A 15,901-nucleotide genomic window follows, 5' to 3' on the forward strand; every position below is an offset into this window, starting at 1 on the left:
CGAGGGAAGATTGGTCTTTTGTCTGAAAAACGCACCGACGAAGAGGGTTCCGTTGAACTAGTTTCGACGGAACCCGACGTCGCCCTGATCATTGAGCCCGGCGACGAGTATCACAGCGAGCTGCCGCCACACACGATCAAGAACCTGGCGGCGGCTCTGCCCGACAGCTTGAGCGTTTCGCTGCCCACCGAACCGGTGTCTGCGCGTGCACGGGCTCTCGACGAATCGCGCGCTCGGTCGCGTGCGTTCGACAGCGGCCCTCGGTCGTCAGTTTCGAACTCTGGTTTGAACACCTCTGGTTTGAACTCGCTGTCGAGCCGAAGCGCTGCGGCGTCTTCGTCGCAGCCTGCGACGCACACCATTGAGATCAGCACCCCGTCGGTGGCCCGCTCAGAGCGCTCAGCGGCGTCGAGCCAGGGTTACTCCGACGGGCACGTCGGCGCGCACTCCGATTCCGCGATCGCACCGGCCCGCCGTTCCGGCGCGACGGATGCTCCTGAGTCGGCGTCGATGCTCACCTCCGACCGTCTGCTCACGGTCAACCGGCGCACGCGCAAGGCCCCTCGCGGGGGCTGGAACCGTTTCGTCTACAACGTCACGTTGCACCTGGTTAACCTCGGTGACTCAGCCAAGGTGCGCGCCGCCGATGAACTCGCCGCCCGCATCCGCAAGCAGTTCGAGGGTGGCGCGCGGTTCGTGCCGATCCTCACCCGCAAGGGTGGCGTCGGCAAGACCACGGTCACCGCGTTGCTCGGGATGGCCCTGGCCGACGCCCGCGAAGACCGCATCATCGCGATTGACGCCAATCCTGACCGGGGCACCCTCTCGGAGCGGGTCAGCAAGCAGACCAGATCGACGGTGCGCGATGTTGTCACGAAGGCGGCCTCGATCGGCGGCTTCACCGACTTCTCGGCACTCGTCTCCCGCGATGAGACCCGTCTCGACATTCTCGCGTCTGACACCGACCCGCTGCTTTCCGAAGCTTTCGACGAGAACGACTACAACGTGGTCGCGGACCTCGCTGCCCGGTTCTATTCGATCGTGCTCACCGACTGCGGCACCGGCATCGTTCACTCGGTCATGCGGGCCACCCTGCAGCGGGCCGACTCGATCGTCATCGTCTCCGGCGGCAGCGTCGACGAAGCCCGGTTGGCGTCTGAGACGCTCACCTGGCTCGAAGCCAACGGCTACGGTGAGCTCGTGCGCAACTCCATCGTCGCGCTCAACACCGCAACCCAGGGCACCAACCTGGTGAAGCTCGAAGAGATCGAGTCGCACTTCCGGTCGCGCGTGCGCGAGATCGTGCGCATCCCGTATGACCCCCAGCTGGCTGCGGGAAGCGTCGTGTCGTACAAAGATCTGCAGCCGATCACGAAGCTCGCGTCGCGCACCCTGGCCGCACTCGTGGTCGAGGGTCTTCCGGTCGACCGCGCGGTCTGACGCAGCGTTCTCGCACACACCGGTGCGAGTCGCTGCCATACGCATCCGCCCACACGCATCCGCCCAGACACAGGCATCCGCCCAGACACAGGCATCCGCCCAGACACACCCAGGGAGTCCACCGTGGCCGAGCGCCCGATTCGTCTCTTCGGAGACCCGGTTCTGAAGACCGTCTCCGACCCGATCACTGTCATCGATGATCGCGTGCGTGGTCTCGTCGCCGATCTGATCGATAGCGTGCGTCTTCCCGGCCGGGCCGGGGTCGCCGCTGCGCAGATCGGCGTCAACCTGCGAGCCTTCAGCTACAACGTCGACGGCGAGATCGGCTACATTCTGAACCCCGTCATCGTCGAACTGTCTGGAGAGCCTGAGCTCGTCGACGAGGGCTGCCTGTCGGTGCCGGGACTCTGGTACCCGACCCAGCGCTATCCGTTCGCCCGGGTGACCGGAATCGACCTTGAGTCGAAGCCGATCGAGCTCTCCGGAAGCGGACTGATGGCGCAGGCATTGCAGCACGAGACCGATCATCTCGACGGAATGCTCTACCTCGATCGTCTCGATCGCACGAACCGCAAGGCCGCGATGAAGGAAGTCCGCGAGTCGACCTGGTTCTAGCGCTGCGCTGGTCGGGTGCCGCTGCGCTGGCTGGCCCCAGCGCGCGCGGCGGCGCCTGACCCGCGCCACGTGCTTTCCCGGGCTCAGGTCGTTTCACGCCCCGCCGCAAAGACACCCCTCTCTTCGGCCCAGTTTCCCTCCCATTCGACGGAGAATTGGCGCAAATAGTGAGATTTCGGCGCGGAGACAGCCGAAATCACGAAAATCTCCGTCGAATGGTTCAGACGAGCCGGGTGCTACTGCGCTGGCTGGGATGCGTGGGGTAACGAGAGAGGGCGGGCCCGACCACCGAAATGGTCGAGCCCGCCCCAGCGTCGTGAGCGCTCTACTCGCGAATCACCGGCTGGCTCTCGGTGACCGTCGAGCCCGCATACATGTTTTCGATCGTCTCGGCGAAATCGCGCAGGATGATGTTGCGCTTGATGCTGAGTTTCGGCGTGAGGTAGCCATCGGCTTCGGTCAGTTCGCCGGGCAGCACCACGAACTTGCGAATCGATTCGGCCCGCGACACCCGGTCGTTGGCGTGGTCGACTGCGCGCTGCACTTCGGCCAGCACGACAGCATTCTTCGAGGCCTCGGCGAGGCTCATGCCGGCATCCTCGCCATTGTTGTTCAGCCAGACGGGCAGCATCTCCGGGTCGAGCGTGATCAGCGCGCCGATGAACGGCTTCTGGTCGCCGACCACCACCACCTGTCCGATCAGTGAGTTCGAGCGGATCGGGTCTTCCAGGGCGGCAGGGGCGACGTTCTTGCCACCGGCCGTGACAATGATCTCTTTCTTGCGGCCGGTGATGGTGAGAAATCCGTCGTCGTCGATCGCACCGATGTCGCCGGTCTTGAACCACCCGTCGGTGAACACCTCGGCCGTCGCCTCCGGGTTCTTCCAGTACTCCTTGAAGATGTTGACGCCCTTGATCCAGACCTCGCCATCGTCGGCAGTGCGCACCGACACGCCGGGCAGCGGTGGGCCGACGGTGCCGATCTTCGATTTCGTGGCCAGGTTCACCGTGGCCGGCGCCGTGCTTTCGGTCAGGCCGTAGCCTTCGAGGATCACGATGCCGAGACTGTGAAAGAAGTGGCCGAGGTGGGCGCCGAGCGGCGCGGAACCCGACACGGCGTACTTGACGTTGCCGCCCATGGCCGCGCGGAGCTTGCTGTAGACCAACTTGTCGAACAGGGCGAACTTGATCTTGCCCATCAGCGGGATGCTCTGACCGGCCTCGAGCGCCTTCGAGTGCTCGACGGCGGCCGAGGCTGCGGCGCGGAAGATTTTGCCCTTGCCGCCGGCTTCGGCCTTCTGCTCGGCCGAGTTGTAGACCTTCTCGAACACGCGGGGGACCGCAAGGAGGAAGGTCGGCTTGAAACTTCCGAGCGAGGGCAGCAGCTGCTTGGTGTCGGCCTGGTGTCCGACCCGCACGCCGTTGTCGACGCAGAGCACGGCGATGAAGCGGGCGAAGACGTGGGCTGTCGTGATGAACAGCAAAGTGGATGCGCCGTCTTTGCCCGAGAGCACCTCGCTCAGGGCGACGCCGGCGTTGCGACTCGTCTCCACGAAGTTGGCGTGGGTGAGCACGCAGCCCTTCGGCTTGCCGGTGGAACCAGAGGTGTAGATGAGTGTGGCCATGTCTGAGCTCACCGCGAGGTTGCGACGGCGCTCGATTTCGGCATCCGTGACGCCGGTGCCGCCGGCGACGAGCTTGTCGAGGTCGCCGAGGTCGATCTGCCAGACCGAATCGATCAGCGGCAGGTCGGCGTGGACCTCGTCGAACTTGGCGAAGTGATCTGCGGTCTCAATCAGGATCGACGTCGCGCCTGAATCGCTCATGCACCACTGGATCTGGCTGGGGGAGCTGGTCTCGTAAATCGGAACGAGCACGGCACCGGCGAACCAGACAGCGAAGTCGATCAGCGTCCATTCGTAACGGGTCTTGCAGATCAGGCCGATCTTGTCGCCTGGTTCGATACCGGCGGCGACGAGGCCCTTGGCCAGGGCGATGACCTGGGCGTGGAACTCAGCCGTGGTGACCGGACTCCACCCACCGTTGTTCGGCAAGGAGAACAGCTCAGAGTTCGGGGTGGCTGCCAACCGGCCGATCAGCAGGTCGGTGCAGTTGGCTTGGGGGTCTGCGGGGACAACTGCTGGCATCTCGATCTGTTTCACGGCAACTCCTTTGGTACCGGGCGAATGGTGTTAACCGGTGGCCGCGCGGCGTGGATTGTCTCTTTCGCCCTGCGGCTAGCTGGTTTACTACACTCTAGGGGGTGCTGCTCCCACTGCTCTGACAGTGGGTTATCGCGTTCTCCCCACCACTCCCCTCAACGAAAGGTGCTCGCTGTGCATGCGATCGGCATTGATATCGGCGGAACGAAGATTGCCGGCGCCCTCGTCGACGAGGACGGCGCAATTGTTCGAGCCGAACGCGTGCCGAGTCCAGCCGGCGACCCGCGTGAGATCGAAGACGCCGTCGTGGCCATGATCGAAAGCCTCTCGTCCGGTGAGAGCGTGATCGGGGCAGGGGTCGCCGCCGCGGGTTTCATCGACGCCGCACAGTCGACCGTGTACTACGCCCCGAACATCAACTGGCGCAACGAGCCGTTCCGCGACAAGCTCGAAGCCCGCCTCGACCTGCCGGTCGTCATCGAGAACGATGCGAACGCGGCCGGCTGGGCAGAGTTCCGCTACGGCGCCGGCCGGCTCTACAGCGACATGGTCACCCTGACCATCGGCACGGGTGTCGGCGGCGCCATCGTCGCCAACGACCGCCTCTTCCGCGGTGGCTTCGGCGCCGGCGCCGAAATCGGCCACCTGCGTCTCGTGCCAGATGGGCTTCCCTGCGGCTGTGGCTCCCATGGCTGCATCGAACAGTACGGCTCAGGCCGCGCGCTGCTGCGCATTGCCAATGAGTTCGCGGATGCCGGCGGCGTCGGTCTCGGTCTCGCCGCAGTGCGTGAACGCAACGGGGCACTCACCGGCAGCGATGTCGGCCAGTTGATCATCGACGGCGACGGCGGCGCATTGGCTGCCCTCCGCCAGCTCGGAGCCGCCCTGGGGCAAGCCTGCGCGAGCCTGGGGGCAGTGCTCGACCCGCAGGTCTTCGTCTTCGGTGGGGGAGTCGCCGCTGCCGGCGAACTCTTGCTCGACCCCATCCGCACCTCGTACCTCGACCACCTCCCTGCACGGGGCTACCATCCCGAAGCCGAGTTCAAGACCGCAGAACTCGTCAATGATGCCGGCGTGGTCGGTGCAGCGGACCTCGCCCGCCTGCATGCCCTCTCGCTCGCAGTAGGCTGAAGAGCGGCGAAGGAGAGTCAACGATGTTCTACTGGATCATGAAGAACATTGTCGTCGGACCGATCCTTCTCGGTTTGTTTCGGCCGTGGGTGATCGGGCTGGAGAACATCCCGAAACAGGGTGGCGTCATCCTGGCCAGCAACCACCTCTCGTTCATCGACTCGGTATTCTTGCCTTTGGTGGTTCCGCGTCGCGTCGCCTTTCTCGCCAAGAGCGAATACTTCACCGGAAAAGGCCTGAAGGGCTGGGCCACCCGCCTGTTCATGACTGCGTCTGGCCAGCTGCCCATCGACCGTTCGGGGGGCAAAGCCTCCGAGGATTCCCTCAACACCGGGCTCAGAGTGCTCGGCTCCGGCGACATCCTCGGCATCTATCCCGAAGGCACACGCAGCCCTGACGCCAAGCTGTACCGGGGCCGCACCGGGGTCGCCCGGATGGTGCTCGAGGCCGGCGTGCCGATCGTGCCCGTTGCCATGATCGACACCGAAAAGGCCATGCCGACCGGAACCCGCCTGCCGAAGATTCGTCGCATCGGGATCGTCATCGGCAAGCCGTTGGACTTCAGCCGGTTTGAGGGAATGGAGGGCGACCGTTTCGTGTTGCGCTCTGTGACTGACGAGCTCATGTATGAGCTGCAGCACCTCAGTAATCAGGAGTACGACGACGTTTATGCGAGCAGTGTGAAAGAGAAGCGCGCCAGCCTTTCGCGATAAGCTTCGACCTACGCGCTCGCGTGACGATGCGCACCTTCCATCACCCCGGCCCGCGTACATTCGCGTGTCACCGAAGAGAAAATAGGGATAGTCAGTGGTAGACCCCACCGAACCAGTCGTGTTGGCAGACGAATCTGTGATCGCGGGCCTCGACTATTGGCGCACCCTCCCGATCAAGCAGCAGCCGTCGTGGCCGAACGCCGACGCTGTTGCAGCGGCATCCGCCGAGCTCGCCACCCAGCCGCCGCTCGTGTTTGCCGGCGAGGTCGACATTTTGCGCGACCGCCTGGCCGAGGCCGCTCGCGGTGAAGCCTTCCTCCTGCAGGGGGGCGACTGCGCTGAGACCTTCAGCGGCGCGAACGCCGACCAGATCCGCAACCGGGTCAAGACCGTGCTGCAGATGGCCGTCGTGCTCACCTACGGTGCGTCGATGCCGGTCGTGAAGATGGGCCGGATGGCCGGGCAGTTCGCGAAGCCGCGCTCCAGCGACTTCGAGACCCGCGGCGACGTGACGCTGCCGGCCTACCGTGGCGACATCGTCAACGGCTACGACTTCACCCCCGAATCGCGTGAGGCCGACCCGGCCCGCCTGATCAAGGGCTACCACACGGCTGCCTCGACCCTCAATCTGATCCGCGCGTTCACGCAGGGTGGCTTCGCCGACCTGCGCCAGGTGCACAGCTGGAACCAGGGCTTCGCCAAGAACCCGGCCAACCAGCGCTACGAAAAGATGGCGAAGGAGATCGACCGCGCCATCAAGTTCATGATCGCCTGCGGCGCAGACTTCGAAGCGCTCAAGCGCACCGAGTTCTACACCGGCCACGAGGGCCTGCTGATGGACTACGAGCGCCCGATGACGCGGATCGACTCGCGCACGGGCACTCCGTACAACACCTCGGCTCACTTCATCTGGATCGGAGAGCGCACGCGTGAGCTCGACGGTGCCCACGTCGACTTCCTGTCGCGGGTGCGCAACCCGATCGGTGTGAAGCTCGGCCCGACCACGACCGCCGATGACATGATGCGCCTGGTCGACCTCCTCGACCCGAACCGCGAGCCAGGGCGTCTGACGTTCATCACGCGTATGGGTGCCGGCAAGATCCGGGATGCCCTGCCCCCGCTTCTCGAAGCGATCAAGGCGAGCGACGCCCAGCCGCTCTGGGTCACCGACCCGATGCACGGCAACGGCATGACGACCCCGCTCGGTTACAAGACCCGTCGTTTCGACGACGTCGTCGACGAGGTCAAGGGCTTCTTCGAAGCCCACCGTGCTGTCGGAACCCACCCGGGCGGCATTCACGTGGAGCTGACCGGCGACGACGTCACCGAGTGCCTCGGCGGTTCGGAGCACCTCGACGAGGCTGCGCTGGCTACCCGCTACGAGTCCCTCTGCGACCCGCGTCTGAACCACATGCAGTCGCTCGAACTGGCGTTCCTGGTCGCTGAGGAACTCGCTCAGCGCTAGCCGCGCTCCTGCATCAACTGGCTCTGGCCTGTCGACTCTTGTCGGCAGGCCAGAGTTGTTTCTGCGCCGCGTGAGCTGCGCGTGGGGGTGCATACGGGCTCGACGCCGCGTGTACGGGCTCGATACCGCGTTGAGAGCGCGAGCTAGAGCGAGAAGGTCACCTTGACGGTGGAACCACGCGGAACCGATTCGCCCACGCCCGGCGTGACGGTGGTCACCGTGACCAGCGCGGGGAAGGTGTCTGCAAAGGCGTTGTAGTCGAGCCGCAAACCGGCATTCTCGAGGATCGACTTCGCATCGGCCCAGGTCTTGCCGACGACGTCAGGCACCTCGACCGGTTCGGGGCCGCGCGACACGGTCAGCGAGAAGGTGTCTCCCTGGCGCACAGGACCCTCCTTGACGGGCGCGGCCGAGATCACCCGCCCGACCGGCACGGTGTCGCTGTACTGCTCTTCTCCCGATTCGCCGGTCAACTGGGCCTCGCCGAGAATGGCCTGTGCGTCGTCAACCGACTTACCGGCGACATCCGGCACAGCTCCGAGTGAGACAGCGAGGTTGACGGTCTTGCCCTCGAACGACGGTCCGCCCTGGGAGAGGTCGGCGCCATCGCCCTCGCTGCCGGCAGCGAGCACGATGCCGGCGGAAACAGTGTCGTTGAACTGCAGGTCGATTGAGCCGACAAGAGCCTTCAGACCGGTGATGGCCTCCTTTGCCGCGTCTTCGGTCAGACCGGCTAGAACGGGGATCGTGATCGGCTGTGGGCCTTGCGACACGTTGAGCGTGACGGTGCTGCCCTTGTCGACATGGATGCCCTTGCCAGGGGACGTACTCGCCACGAGGCCTTCTGGAATGGTTCCGCTGTACTCGGTGCCGAGCTTGGCAGCGAGGCCGAGCGCTTTCAATTGCGCCGTCGCCTTTTCGGGCGTCGACGAGATGAGCGTCGTCGGAACGGCAACCTGGGAGCCGGGCCCCGCACCGAAGTACCACCCGGTGCCGCCGGCTACCGCAGCAAGAAGAATGACGAGCGCGAACAGCCAATAGCCTCGACGCTTGCGCTTGTGTGCCTTCTCGGTGAGTTTCGCTCCGGGGTTGGGCGGGGAATCGTCGCCATCGTCTGAGCCGCCGCCTGTCAGCGGACGTGACCCGAAGATCTGCGTGTCAGCATCGGCGATCTCGTCGAATCCGCCTGGCATCACCATGGTGGCACCGGCGGCAGAAGCCGCAACAGTCGACGCAGCATTGGACATGGCCAGCGCTGCGGGTGCGGCCGAGGCGGCCAGCGCAGTTCCGGCCAGCGCGGTTGGGGTCAGTACCGTCGTGGCCAACGTCGAGGGATCGGCGGCCAGGGGAGTGCCGGCCAGAGGTGCGCCGGCTTCCGGCGGACCGACGACAGCGCCACCGGACTGCAGGTAGTCGAGCAGAACGCGCGCATCACGCGGGCGGTCTTCCGGGTCGCGGGCCGTCGTCCAGGCGACGACCTGGTCGAAGATGGCCGGGATGCCGGGAACCTTGCTGCTCGGCACCGGCACCGTGTCATTGGCGTGCTGGTAAGCGATCCGCATGGGCTCTTCACCCTGGTACGGCTGCTCGCCGGTGAGCATCTCGTAGGTCAGAATGCCGAGCGCGTAAATGTCGCTGCGGGCATCCGCTACGCCGCGGGTCACCAGCTCAGGGGAGAGGTAGGCGATTGTGCCGAGCAGGGCCTGGCCGGTTGCCGTGTTGTTGCTCGCCGCACGGGCAAGACCGAAGTCGCCGAGCTTGATGCGGCCGTCATCGGCCAGCAAGACATTCTCGGGTTTGACGTCGCGGTGCACGATGCCGGCCTTGTGCGCTGCAGCGAGGCCGCTGAGCACAGCGACCAGAATGTCCATCGTCTGCTCGGGAGTGAGCCGACCGTAGTCCTTGATCAGATCGCGCAGGGTGATTCCCGGCAGGTACTCCATCACCAGGTAGGCCATGTCGGCATCTTGGCCCTGGTCGAAAACGTTGACGACGTTGGGGTGAGCCAGTCGCGCAGCAGAACGAGCCTCTTGCACGAAGCGGCTCTTGAACGTGTTGTCGTCGGCAAGGTGGCCGTGCATGATTTTGATGGCCACGCGGCGCTCGAGGCGCAGATCGGTGGCCAGGTAGACGGTCGCCATGCCCCCGCGGGCGATTCGGGAGCGCACCTGATACCGACCGTCAATCAGACGGCCGAGCATGGGGTCACTCGGGGTATCGCTCACTCGTCGATTCTAGGGAATGGCAGGAGCTTCGCCCCGATAAAACACCGTGAACGAGCCGTTTGGTCGCGAAGTCGTTACCGAATGCGTGACAAATCAGCCGAGTTGGGCGAGCCACGCGCGGGCTGAGCTCTCCCATTTTGCGTAGAGGTCGGGGTGAGCCGAAATTTGCACGGCCTGTGCGGCCTGAGTGACTGTCATCGACTCCCAGCCCGAGATGTCGAGCAGGCCCCTGATGCCGGGATTCGGGTTGCCGGGGCCACCGAAGAACGCGCGGGTGGCGCGGTCAGGGTCTGTCACCTGTTCGGGTGTGCCCCAGCCGGCGCTTGGACGCTGCTGGAACAACCCGAGCGAGTCGCGATCACCGTGACCGATATTGCGCAATCCAGACTCCTGAGCCGCGGCGGCGAGGGCGATGACAATTCCGTAGTCACTGATGCCCGTCGAACGGCCGATCGAGATGATCGTGTTGGCGTTCTGGCGCATCTCGTCGGTCAACGCCACGACGTCGGGGGCGACCTGGGCCGGAGGCGCAGCGGCGGGTTCCTGTGGAGTCACCCAGACCGCTGATTCCGCGGCGTGTCCGATGGGCACTGCCAGGTTCTGACCTGGATAGATCATGCTCTCCCAGCTCAGCCCGTTGGCGTCGAGGATCGACTGAACCGAGACGCCCAGTGCAGAGGCGACGCCGCTGATGGTGTCGCCGCTGACGATCGTGTAGGTCGACGCCGACGCGGCAGGCTGGGTCGAGCTGACGGGCTCGACGGGGGAGCTGGCTCCGGCACCGCTCTCCGGGAGCACAATGGCCTGGCCCGGAAAAATCACGCTGCTGGTGGAGAGTCCGTTGGCTCGAAGTACCGCGTTCGTCGTCAGGCCGTGAGCTGAGGCGATGCCGCTGATGGTGTCGCCGCTCTTGATCGTGTAGCGGCTGATCTCACTGGCGGGGCTGACCGGGCGCTGGATGCTCTGGGTCCCGGTGTTCTGCACGCTCAACGTGAGTTTCTGGCCGGGGAAGATGACGGCTTGCCAGCCGAGGCCGTTCAGAGCGAGCACGGATGCAGTGGAGAGCCCGAACCGGCCGGCGATGCCGCTGATGGTGTCGCCCTCCACCACCAGGTAGTCCTTCGGCGCCGCCGTGACGGTTGCCGGAACCGCCGACGCCGCCGAAGCTGCAACAGCAGAGGGGGTCACCCCGGCTGGAGTTGTCTTGAACTTGAGCGGCTTTTTGGTGTGTGTCGAAGCATCGGCGGGGGAGACCATGTGAAAGGTCATGGCGATGGCGCTGACCATGACGACGGGGATGCTGGCGAGAATCTTGCGGGAGCGTCGAGCGCCGCGGGGTTTCGCTTGGCCATGATTCTGCGGTGCAGAGTCTGCCGGGTCGTGATTCATTTCCTGCGCCGGCATGGTGTCCCCTTGGTTCGTGGTGCGCTCTCCACGCTGACATAGATGCATAGGCGAGTCAATCAGCCGTGCCGGTGAGGCGAGAGTTCCGTCACCCAAATGGGGCCAAAGTGCCAATTTCGAGATGATTTCGGATGCGGTCGGTGCGAGAGGTTTCGCAAGTGCCTCGAGTCGTGGGAAGGTTGGACTGTGACAGACACGTACTCTGATCAGCAGTGGCTGACCATTCCTGACCTTGTTGAACTGCTTGGATTGAGCCAGAGCCGGGTGCGGCAGCTCATCGAAGACAAAAACCTTCTGGCCGTGCGCCGGGACGGCCGACTCCAAGTCCCCGCCGCTTTTCTCAAAGATGGCGCGCCGATGGGCGAATTGCGCGGCACGATCTATGTGCTGGCCGACGACGGATTCACCGATGAGCAGGCCATGGACTGGCTGCTCAATGTCGACGACAGCCTGGGCGTTTCTCCGATCGATGCGCTTCGTGCCGGCCGCAAGGCCGAGGTGCGTCGCGTCGCTCAGGCGCTCGCGTAACCCCAGCCCGTCTCATTCTCGCGAGGCGGCTAGAACGAGCGGCGCGTCACCGTGTCGGTGAGTGCGCCCAGTTCGGCCACCGCATCGGCGTGCAGGGGAGCCGATGCGAGCACCCGGCGTGCCTCAGCGACATTGTCGGCGATGAGGGTTTCGACGCGATCGACCGCTCCGCTGGCCTGGATCGCGCTCTGAAGTCGCACGATCTGCGACTCGGTGAGGTCAGGGTTGCCGAGCAGCTCGTCGATCAGGGTGCGCGTTTCTGCACTGCCGTGATCCCTGGCGAGAGCAATCAACACTGTGCGCTTGCCCTCCCGCAGATCGTCGCCACTCGGTTTGCCGGTGACGGCGGCGTCGCCGAACACGCCGAGCACGTCATCGCGTAGCTGGAAGGCAATCCCGAGCGGCAACCCGAACTCCCGCAGTGAACCCAGCTGCTCTGCAGTCGCACCGGCCAGCGCCGCCCCGATCACGAGTGGGGCCAGCACGCTGTATTTGGCTGACTTATAGACGATGACGCGGTGGGCGCGGTCGAGTAATTCAGAATCGGGCTGGGTGACCCAGGCGCGCTCCTCGAGAATGTCGAGATACTGGCCGGCGGTGACCTCGGTGCGCATCCGGTTGAACTCGATGCGTGCCTGACGGGCGCCCGCCGCATCGGTCGCCTCAAGCAAGGCGTCGTCGAGGAGTTCGTCGCTCCAGCCGAGCATGAGGTCGCCGAGCAGAATCGCGGATGCCCGACCGAACTCGGTATCGTCGCCGGCCCACCCCGAGCGAGCGTGCAAGCCGTCGAAGAGTCTGTGCGCAGACGGCGCGCCCCGACGAGTGTCTGAGTTGTCGATGATGTCATCATGCACGAGCGCGGCGGCGTGAAAAATCTCGAGAGCGGATGCTGCTCCTACGACGGGGGAGAGGGGGGAATCGGGCGCGCAGACGCTGCGCCACCCCCAATAACAGAAAAGCGCCCTGAAACGCTTGCCACCGCTGAGAAACTGCCGTGAGAACTCAACGAGCGGAGTGAGGTCGGGGCTAATCGAGGTCACAATGGACTCACGGCTCGCCACGAAATTCTCTATGCGAGAGTGAACTAAATCGACTAGACGAGTGCTTTCAACCACGTGTCTAGCCTAGCCAACCCCGCGGCGCTAGAATTAAGAGCCAACCCGCTCGATCCCGTAATTGGAGGGAATGAGATGCCGCTTTCAGAACAGGAGCAGCGACTCCTCGAAGAGATGGAGCGCAGCCTCTATCACAACGACGCTGATTTTGTGGCGACCGTCGGAGCAACGCGACTTCGACCCAGCTATCGTTCGATAGCACTGGGGGTGCTCCTCGTCGTTGCCGGTATCGCCCTGCTGATTGCGGGCGTCGCCCTCCATCTGCTGTGGCTCGGCATCATTGGGTTCGTTGTCATGTTTGGCGGAGTGCTTCTGGCCATTACCCCCGGACGCACGAGCCGCGGGTTCGCGCCCAGCGCGTCGCAGGGCAATGGCCACGGTCACGGTCACGCATCTCCACAGAAATCCGATCAGGGTTTCATGGACAAGATGAACGACCGTTGGGATCGACGCCAAGACGGAAATCACTGAGCCAGTGGCTCACTGAGTCAGTAACCCAGTGACTCGCTGACTCACTGAGTCAGCAGTACAGGCTTCAGTTGCGTCGGCTTCGGCGGCACCGGCCTTCAGAAATCGCGCCCTCCGCAACTGTGCCCTCCGCAACTGTGCCCTCCGAAACCCTGACGTAGTCACACCTGTACTTGAGCTCACCACACGGGCCGATCCTCGGATCGGCCCTTTTTGTTTGCCCGAAAACGGTCGGCTTTCGTATGCCCCAAAACGATCGGCCTCGTCCCCTGTTCGATTGCTCCCCTTCCCTCCACCGTCCCTCCACCGCCGTGTCGCCCTTAATTTCGGGCATCCGTGGGCGACATCTGGCCGAATATCTCTCAATTTCCCTCGAAAGTGGGGGGTTGTGGAGTAAAGTGGAGCAACTCCTGACCCTGGCCGGAAGAGAAGAGGTGATGAATGTTCCTTGGGACCTATGCCCCGAAGCTCGACGAGAAGGGGCGCATCATTCTCCCGGCCAAGTTTCGCGATGAGCTGGCCACCGGCGTGGTCATGACGCGCGGACAGGAAAACTGCATCTACGTGTTCAGCACCGACGAGTTCGAGCAGCTGCACGAGAAGATCAAACAAGCCCCTGTCACCAGCAAACAAGCCCGCGATTACTTGCGGGTTTTTCTTTCTGGTGCCTCGGCCGACACCCCTGACAAGCAGAACCGGGTCATGATTCCGGCCAATCTGCGCAGCTACGCCGGCCTCGACCGCGAGCTCACAGTGATCGGCGCGGGAAGCCGCGTCGAGATCTGGGACAGCGCGGCGTGGGACAGCTACCTCACCGAACAAGAAACCGCGTTCGCCAACACTACGGAGGAGGTGATTCCGGGACTCTTCTAGCCCCTGGTGCCTGACTCCCAGCCGTTCACCCCTGACACACTTCCCCGGTGCCAGGTCGAATGGATGGGGATCCGGAATCAGGGTCGTTCCCGGCACTATCTATGGCCATCAACGACATTCACACCCCGGTGCTGCTCGAACGCTGCATTGAGCTTCTCGCACCCGCCCTGCAGAAACCCGGCGCCGTTCTCGTCGACGCCACCCTCGGAATGGCTGGCCACGCCGAAGCGTTCCTTACCCGATTTCCCGAGCTGACACTGGTCGGGCTCGATCGCGACCTCGAAGCGCTCGCGATCGCCGAAGAACGTTTGAAGCCATTCAGCAACCGCATCCACCTCGTGCACACCGTCTATGACGGCATCGGCGAGGCCCTCGACGAACTCGGCATTCCCGAGGTCGACGGGATCCTGTTCGACCTCGGTGTCTCCTCGCTGCAGCTCGACAGGGTCGAACGCGGCTTTTCCTACTCCAAGGATGCGCCGCTCGACATGCGCATGGACAACACCTCAGAACTGACCGCCGAACGCATCCTCGCCGAGTACAGCGAGCAGGACCTCCGTCGCATTTTTCACGAGTACGGCGAAGAGAAGCTTGCTGCACGCTACGCGAAGGCGATCGTGGAGGCTCGGGAGCACACCCCGTTTGTGCGCTCGGCACAGCTCGTCGCGGTGATCACAGCCGTCACTCCCGTCGCCGTGCAGCGGCAGGGGCACCCCGCCAAGCGGGTCTTCCAGGCCCTCCGCATTGAGGTGAACCAGGAACTCGCTGTTCTCGAACGAGCGATTCCCGCAGCCCTCGAAGCTGTCGCGGTCGGGGGGCGCATCGTCGTGATGGCGTACCAGTCCCTCGAGGACCGCCCGGTCAAGCGGGCCCTGGCCGCCGCATCCAGCTCCAGTGCACCCGCCGGCCTGCCGGTGGAACTGCCGGAGCACAAGCCGCTGTTCACCCTTCTCGTGCGCGGCGCTGAACTTGCTTCCGACGATGAAAAGGCAGAGAACCCGCGCGCAACGCCGGTTCGTCTGCGCGCAGCCGAACGCATCAGGAGAGCCGAATGAGTGACAACCTCGCCCGGGTTCTAGGCCAGAGCCAACCTCCGGAATTCGAGCACGAGCACACTCAAGTGAGTGGCAACCTCGCCCGGGTTCTAGGCCAGAGCCAACCTCCGGAATTCGAGCACGAGCACACTCAAGTGAGTGGCAACCTCGCCCGGGTTCTGCGCCCGAGCCAACTCCCCGAACCCGAGCGCGAGCAGACACCGGCTCGCCGGCCACTCCAGATCGTCACCACGCGCACCCAGCGCAAGGCTCGCCCGCGCATCATCTATGCGTTCACCGCGGTGACCGGCATCGTGGTCATCATCCTCGCGCAGCTGCTGGTGAGCGTCGGCATCTCGCAGGGCGCCTTCGAGATCTCGACGCTGCAGAAGAGCCAGGTCGAGCTTGGACGCACCGCCGACAGCCTGAACGAGAACCTCGTTCGGGTGTCAGCACCGCAGGCACTCGCAGCCAACGCCGAGGCACTCGGCATGGTGAGCAACTCGAACCCCGTCTACCTGCGCCTCTCCGACAACGCAGTGCTCGGCGCGCCCAGCCCTGCGGCCGGAACCGCCGTCAAGGCTGCGGCACTGGTTCCGAACTCGCTGTTGACCGGCATCCCGCTGGTCACCCAGCTCCCTGTCGCCGGTGCAGCGCTTGCCCCCGCGCCGGGAGTGCCGGCGATCATTCCCGCCGACAGCGGGATTCCGACCCCGATGACGCACTAAC

14 protein-coding genes are annotated in these 15,901 nt (G+C 64.5%); 10 read left to right on the forward strand and 4 right to left on the reverse strand.

What is annotated here, in order from left to right; translation table 11 throughout:
* Positions 1-18: 18 nt before the first annotated feature.
* Positions 19-1,440: a MinD/ParA family ATP-binding protein gene (locus tag ABD791_RS02385; RefSeq protein ID WP_345061915.1), complete on the forward strand. Its 1,422-nt coding sequence runs from the start codon at positions 19-21 to the stop codon at positions 1,438-1,440.
* 123 nt (positions 1,441-1,563) lie between these two features.
* The gene (def, locus tag ABD791_RS02390) at positions 1,564-2,055 is read left to right on the forward strand and encodes a peptide deformylase (protein WP_345061916.1); all 492 of its coding nucleotides are present in this window, start codon (positions 1,564-1,566) and stop codon (positions 2,053-2,055) included.
* 325 nt (positions 2,056-2,380) lie between these two features.
* Here the strand turns inward: def and ABD791_RS02395 are convergent, their stop codons facing one another.
* Positions 2,381-4,216, reverse strand: a complete 1,836-nt coding sequence (locus tag ABD791_RS02395) for an AMP-dependent synthetase/ligase (RefSeq protein ID WP_345061917.1) — start codon at positions 4,214-4,216, stop codon at positions 2,381-2,383.
* A 174-nt stretch (positions 4,217-4,390) separates the two neighbouring features.
* On the opposite strand from ABD791_RS02395, the gene ABD791_RS02400 reads away from it, so the two are divergent.
* The 3 genes from ABD791_RS02400 to ABD791_RS02410 all read left to right on the forward strand — a co-directional run bounded on the left by ABD791_RS02400 (position 4,391) and on the right by ABD791_RS02410 (position 7,525).
* On the forward strand, positions 4,391-5,347 hold the full coding sequence (locus ABD791_RS02400; protein WP_345061919.1) for an ROK family glucokinase: 957 nt from the start codon (positions 4,391-4,393) through the stop codon (positions 5,345-5,347).
* A gap of 23 nt (positions 5,348-5,370) precedes the next feature.
* A complete protein-coding gene (locus tag ABD791_RS02405) occupies positions 5,371-6,060 on the forward strand; it encodes a lysophospholipid acyltransferase family protein (RefSeq protein WP_345061921.1) in 690 nt (229 codons plus the stop codon).
* Positions 6,061-6,154: 94 nt separating this feature from the next.
* Positions 6,155-7,525, forward strand: coding sequence for a class II 3-deoxy-7-phosphoheptulonate synthase (locus tag ABD791_RS02410; RefSeq protein ID WP_425562210.1), 1,371 nt, complete (start codon positions 6,155-6,157; stop codon positions 7,523-7,525).
* Between the two features lie 143 nt (positions 7,526-7,668).
* Here ABD791_RS02410 and pknB read toward each other — a convergent pair whose 3' ends face one another.
* On the reverse strand, positions 7,669-9,726 hold the full coding sequence (pknB, locus tag ABD791_RS02415; RefSeq protein ID WP_425562233.1) for a Stk1 family PASTA domain-containing Ser/Thr kinase: 2,058 nt from the start codon (positions 9,724-9,726) through the stop codon (positions 7,669-7,671).
* Positions 9,727-9,843: 117 nt separating this feature from the next.
* The gene (locus ABD791_RS02420; protein ID WP_345061925.1) at positions 9,844-11,154 is read right to left on the reverse strand and encodes a muramidase family protein; all 1,311 of its coding nucleotides are present in this window, start codon (positions 11,152-11,154) and stop codon (positions 9,844-9,846) included.
* 186 nt (positions 11,155-11,340) lie between these two features.
* Between ABD791_RS02420 and ABD791_RS02425 the strand changes: the two genes are divergently transcribed.
* Entirely contained in the window at positions 11,341-11,682 is a 342-nt protein-coding gene (locus ABD791_RS02425; RefSeq protein WP_345061927.1) for an Rv2175c family DNA-binding protein, read from the forward strand.
* A gap of 29 nt (positions 11,683-11,711) precedes the next feature.
* Here the strand turns inward: ABD791_RS02425 and ABD791_RS02430 are convergent, their stop codons facing one another.
* A complete protein-coding gene (locus ABD791_RS02430) occupies positions 11,712-12,797 on the reverse strand; it encodes a polyprenyl synthetase family protein (RefSeq protein ID WP_425562211.1) in 1,086 nt (361 codons plus the stop codon).
* Positions 12,798-12,872: 75 nt separating this feature from the next.
* On the opposite strand from ABD791_RS02430, the gene ABD791_RS02435 reads away from it, so the two are divergent.
* The 4 genes from ABD791_RS02435 to ftsL all read left to right on the forward strand — a co-directional run bounded on the left by ABD791_RS02435 (position 12,873) and on the right by ftsL (position 15,900).
* Positions 12,873-13,268 (forward strand): DUF3040 domain-containing protein, encoded by a 396-nt coding sequence (locus ABD791_RS02435; protein ID WP_345061930.1) that lies wholly within the window; start codon positions 12,873-12,875, stop codon positions 13,266-13,268.
* 438 nt (positions 13,269-13,706) lie between these two features.
* On the forward strand, positions 13,707-14,138 hold the full coding sequence (gene mraZ / locus ABD791_RS02440; RefSeq protein WP_345061932.1) for a division/cell wall cluster transcriptional repressor MraZ: 432 nt from the start codon (positions 13,707-13,709) through the stop codon (positions 14,136-14,138).
* A 101-nt stretch (positions 14,139-14,239) separates the two neighbouring features.
* Positions 14,240-15,193 (forward strand): 16S rRNA (cytosine(1402)-N(4))-methyltransferase RsmH, encoded by a 954-nt coding sequence (gene rsmH, locus ABD791_RS02445; protein ID WP_345061934.1) that lies wholly within the window; start codon positions 14,240-14,242, stop codon positions 15,191-15,193.
* Positions 15,190-15,900 carry a cell division protein FtsL gene (gene ftsL / locus ABD791_RS02450; protein ID WP_345061936.1) on the forward strand — a complete coding sequence of 237 codons (711 nt, stop codon included), beginning with the start codon at positions 15,190-15,192 and terminating at the stop codon, positions 15,898-15,900. Before rsmH ends, ftsL begins: the two co-directional genes overlap by 4 nt.
* Position 15,901: the final 1 nt, after the last annotated feature.

Source organism: Glaciibacter kafniensis, assembly GCF_039538945.1.
Taxonomy (GTDB): Bacteria; Actinomycetota; Actinomycetes; order Actinomycetales; family Microbacteriaceae; genus Cryobacterium; species Cryobacterium kafniensis.

Bases quoted from the DNA above. Each gene is read 5' to 3' on its own strand.
- ABD791_RS02420 (WP_345061925.1), bottom strand. From the start codon at position 11,154: ATGCCGGCGCAGGAAATGAATCACGACCCGGCAGACTCTGCACCGCAG.
- rsmH (WP_345061934.1), top strand. From the start codon at position 14,240: ATGGCCATCAACGACATTCACACCCCGGTGCTGCTCGAACGCTGCATT.
- ABD791_RS02435 (WP_345061930.1), top strand. From the start codon at position 12,873: ATGCCGCTTTCAGAACAGGAGCAGCGACTCCTCGAAGAGATGGAGCGC.
- ftsL (WP_345061936.1), top strand. From the start codon at position 15,190: ATGAGTGACAACCTCGCCCGGGTTCTAGGCCAGAGCCAACCTCCGGAA.
- mraZ (WP_345061932.1), top strand. From the start codon at position 13,707: ATGTTCCTTGGGACCTATGCCCCGAAGCTCGACGAGAAGGGGCGCATC.
- ABD791_RS02405 (WP_345061921.1), top strand. From the start codon at position 5,371: ATGTTCTACTGGATCATGAAGAACATTGTCGTCGGACCGATCCTTCTC.
- pknB (WP_425562233.1), bottom strand. From the start codon at position 9,726: ATGCTCGGCCGTCTGATTGACGGTCGGTATCAGGTGCGCTCCCGAATC.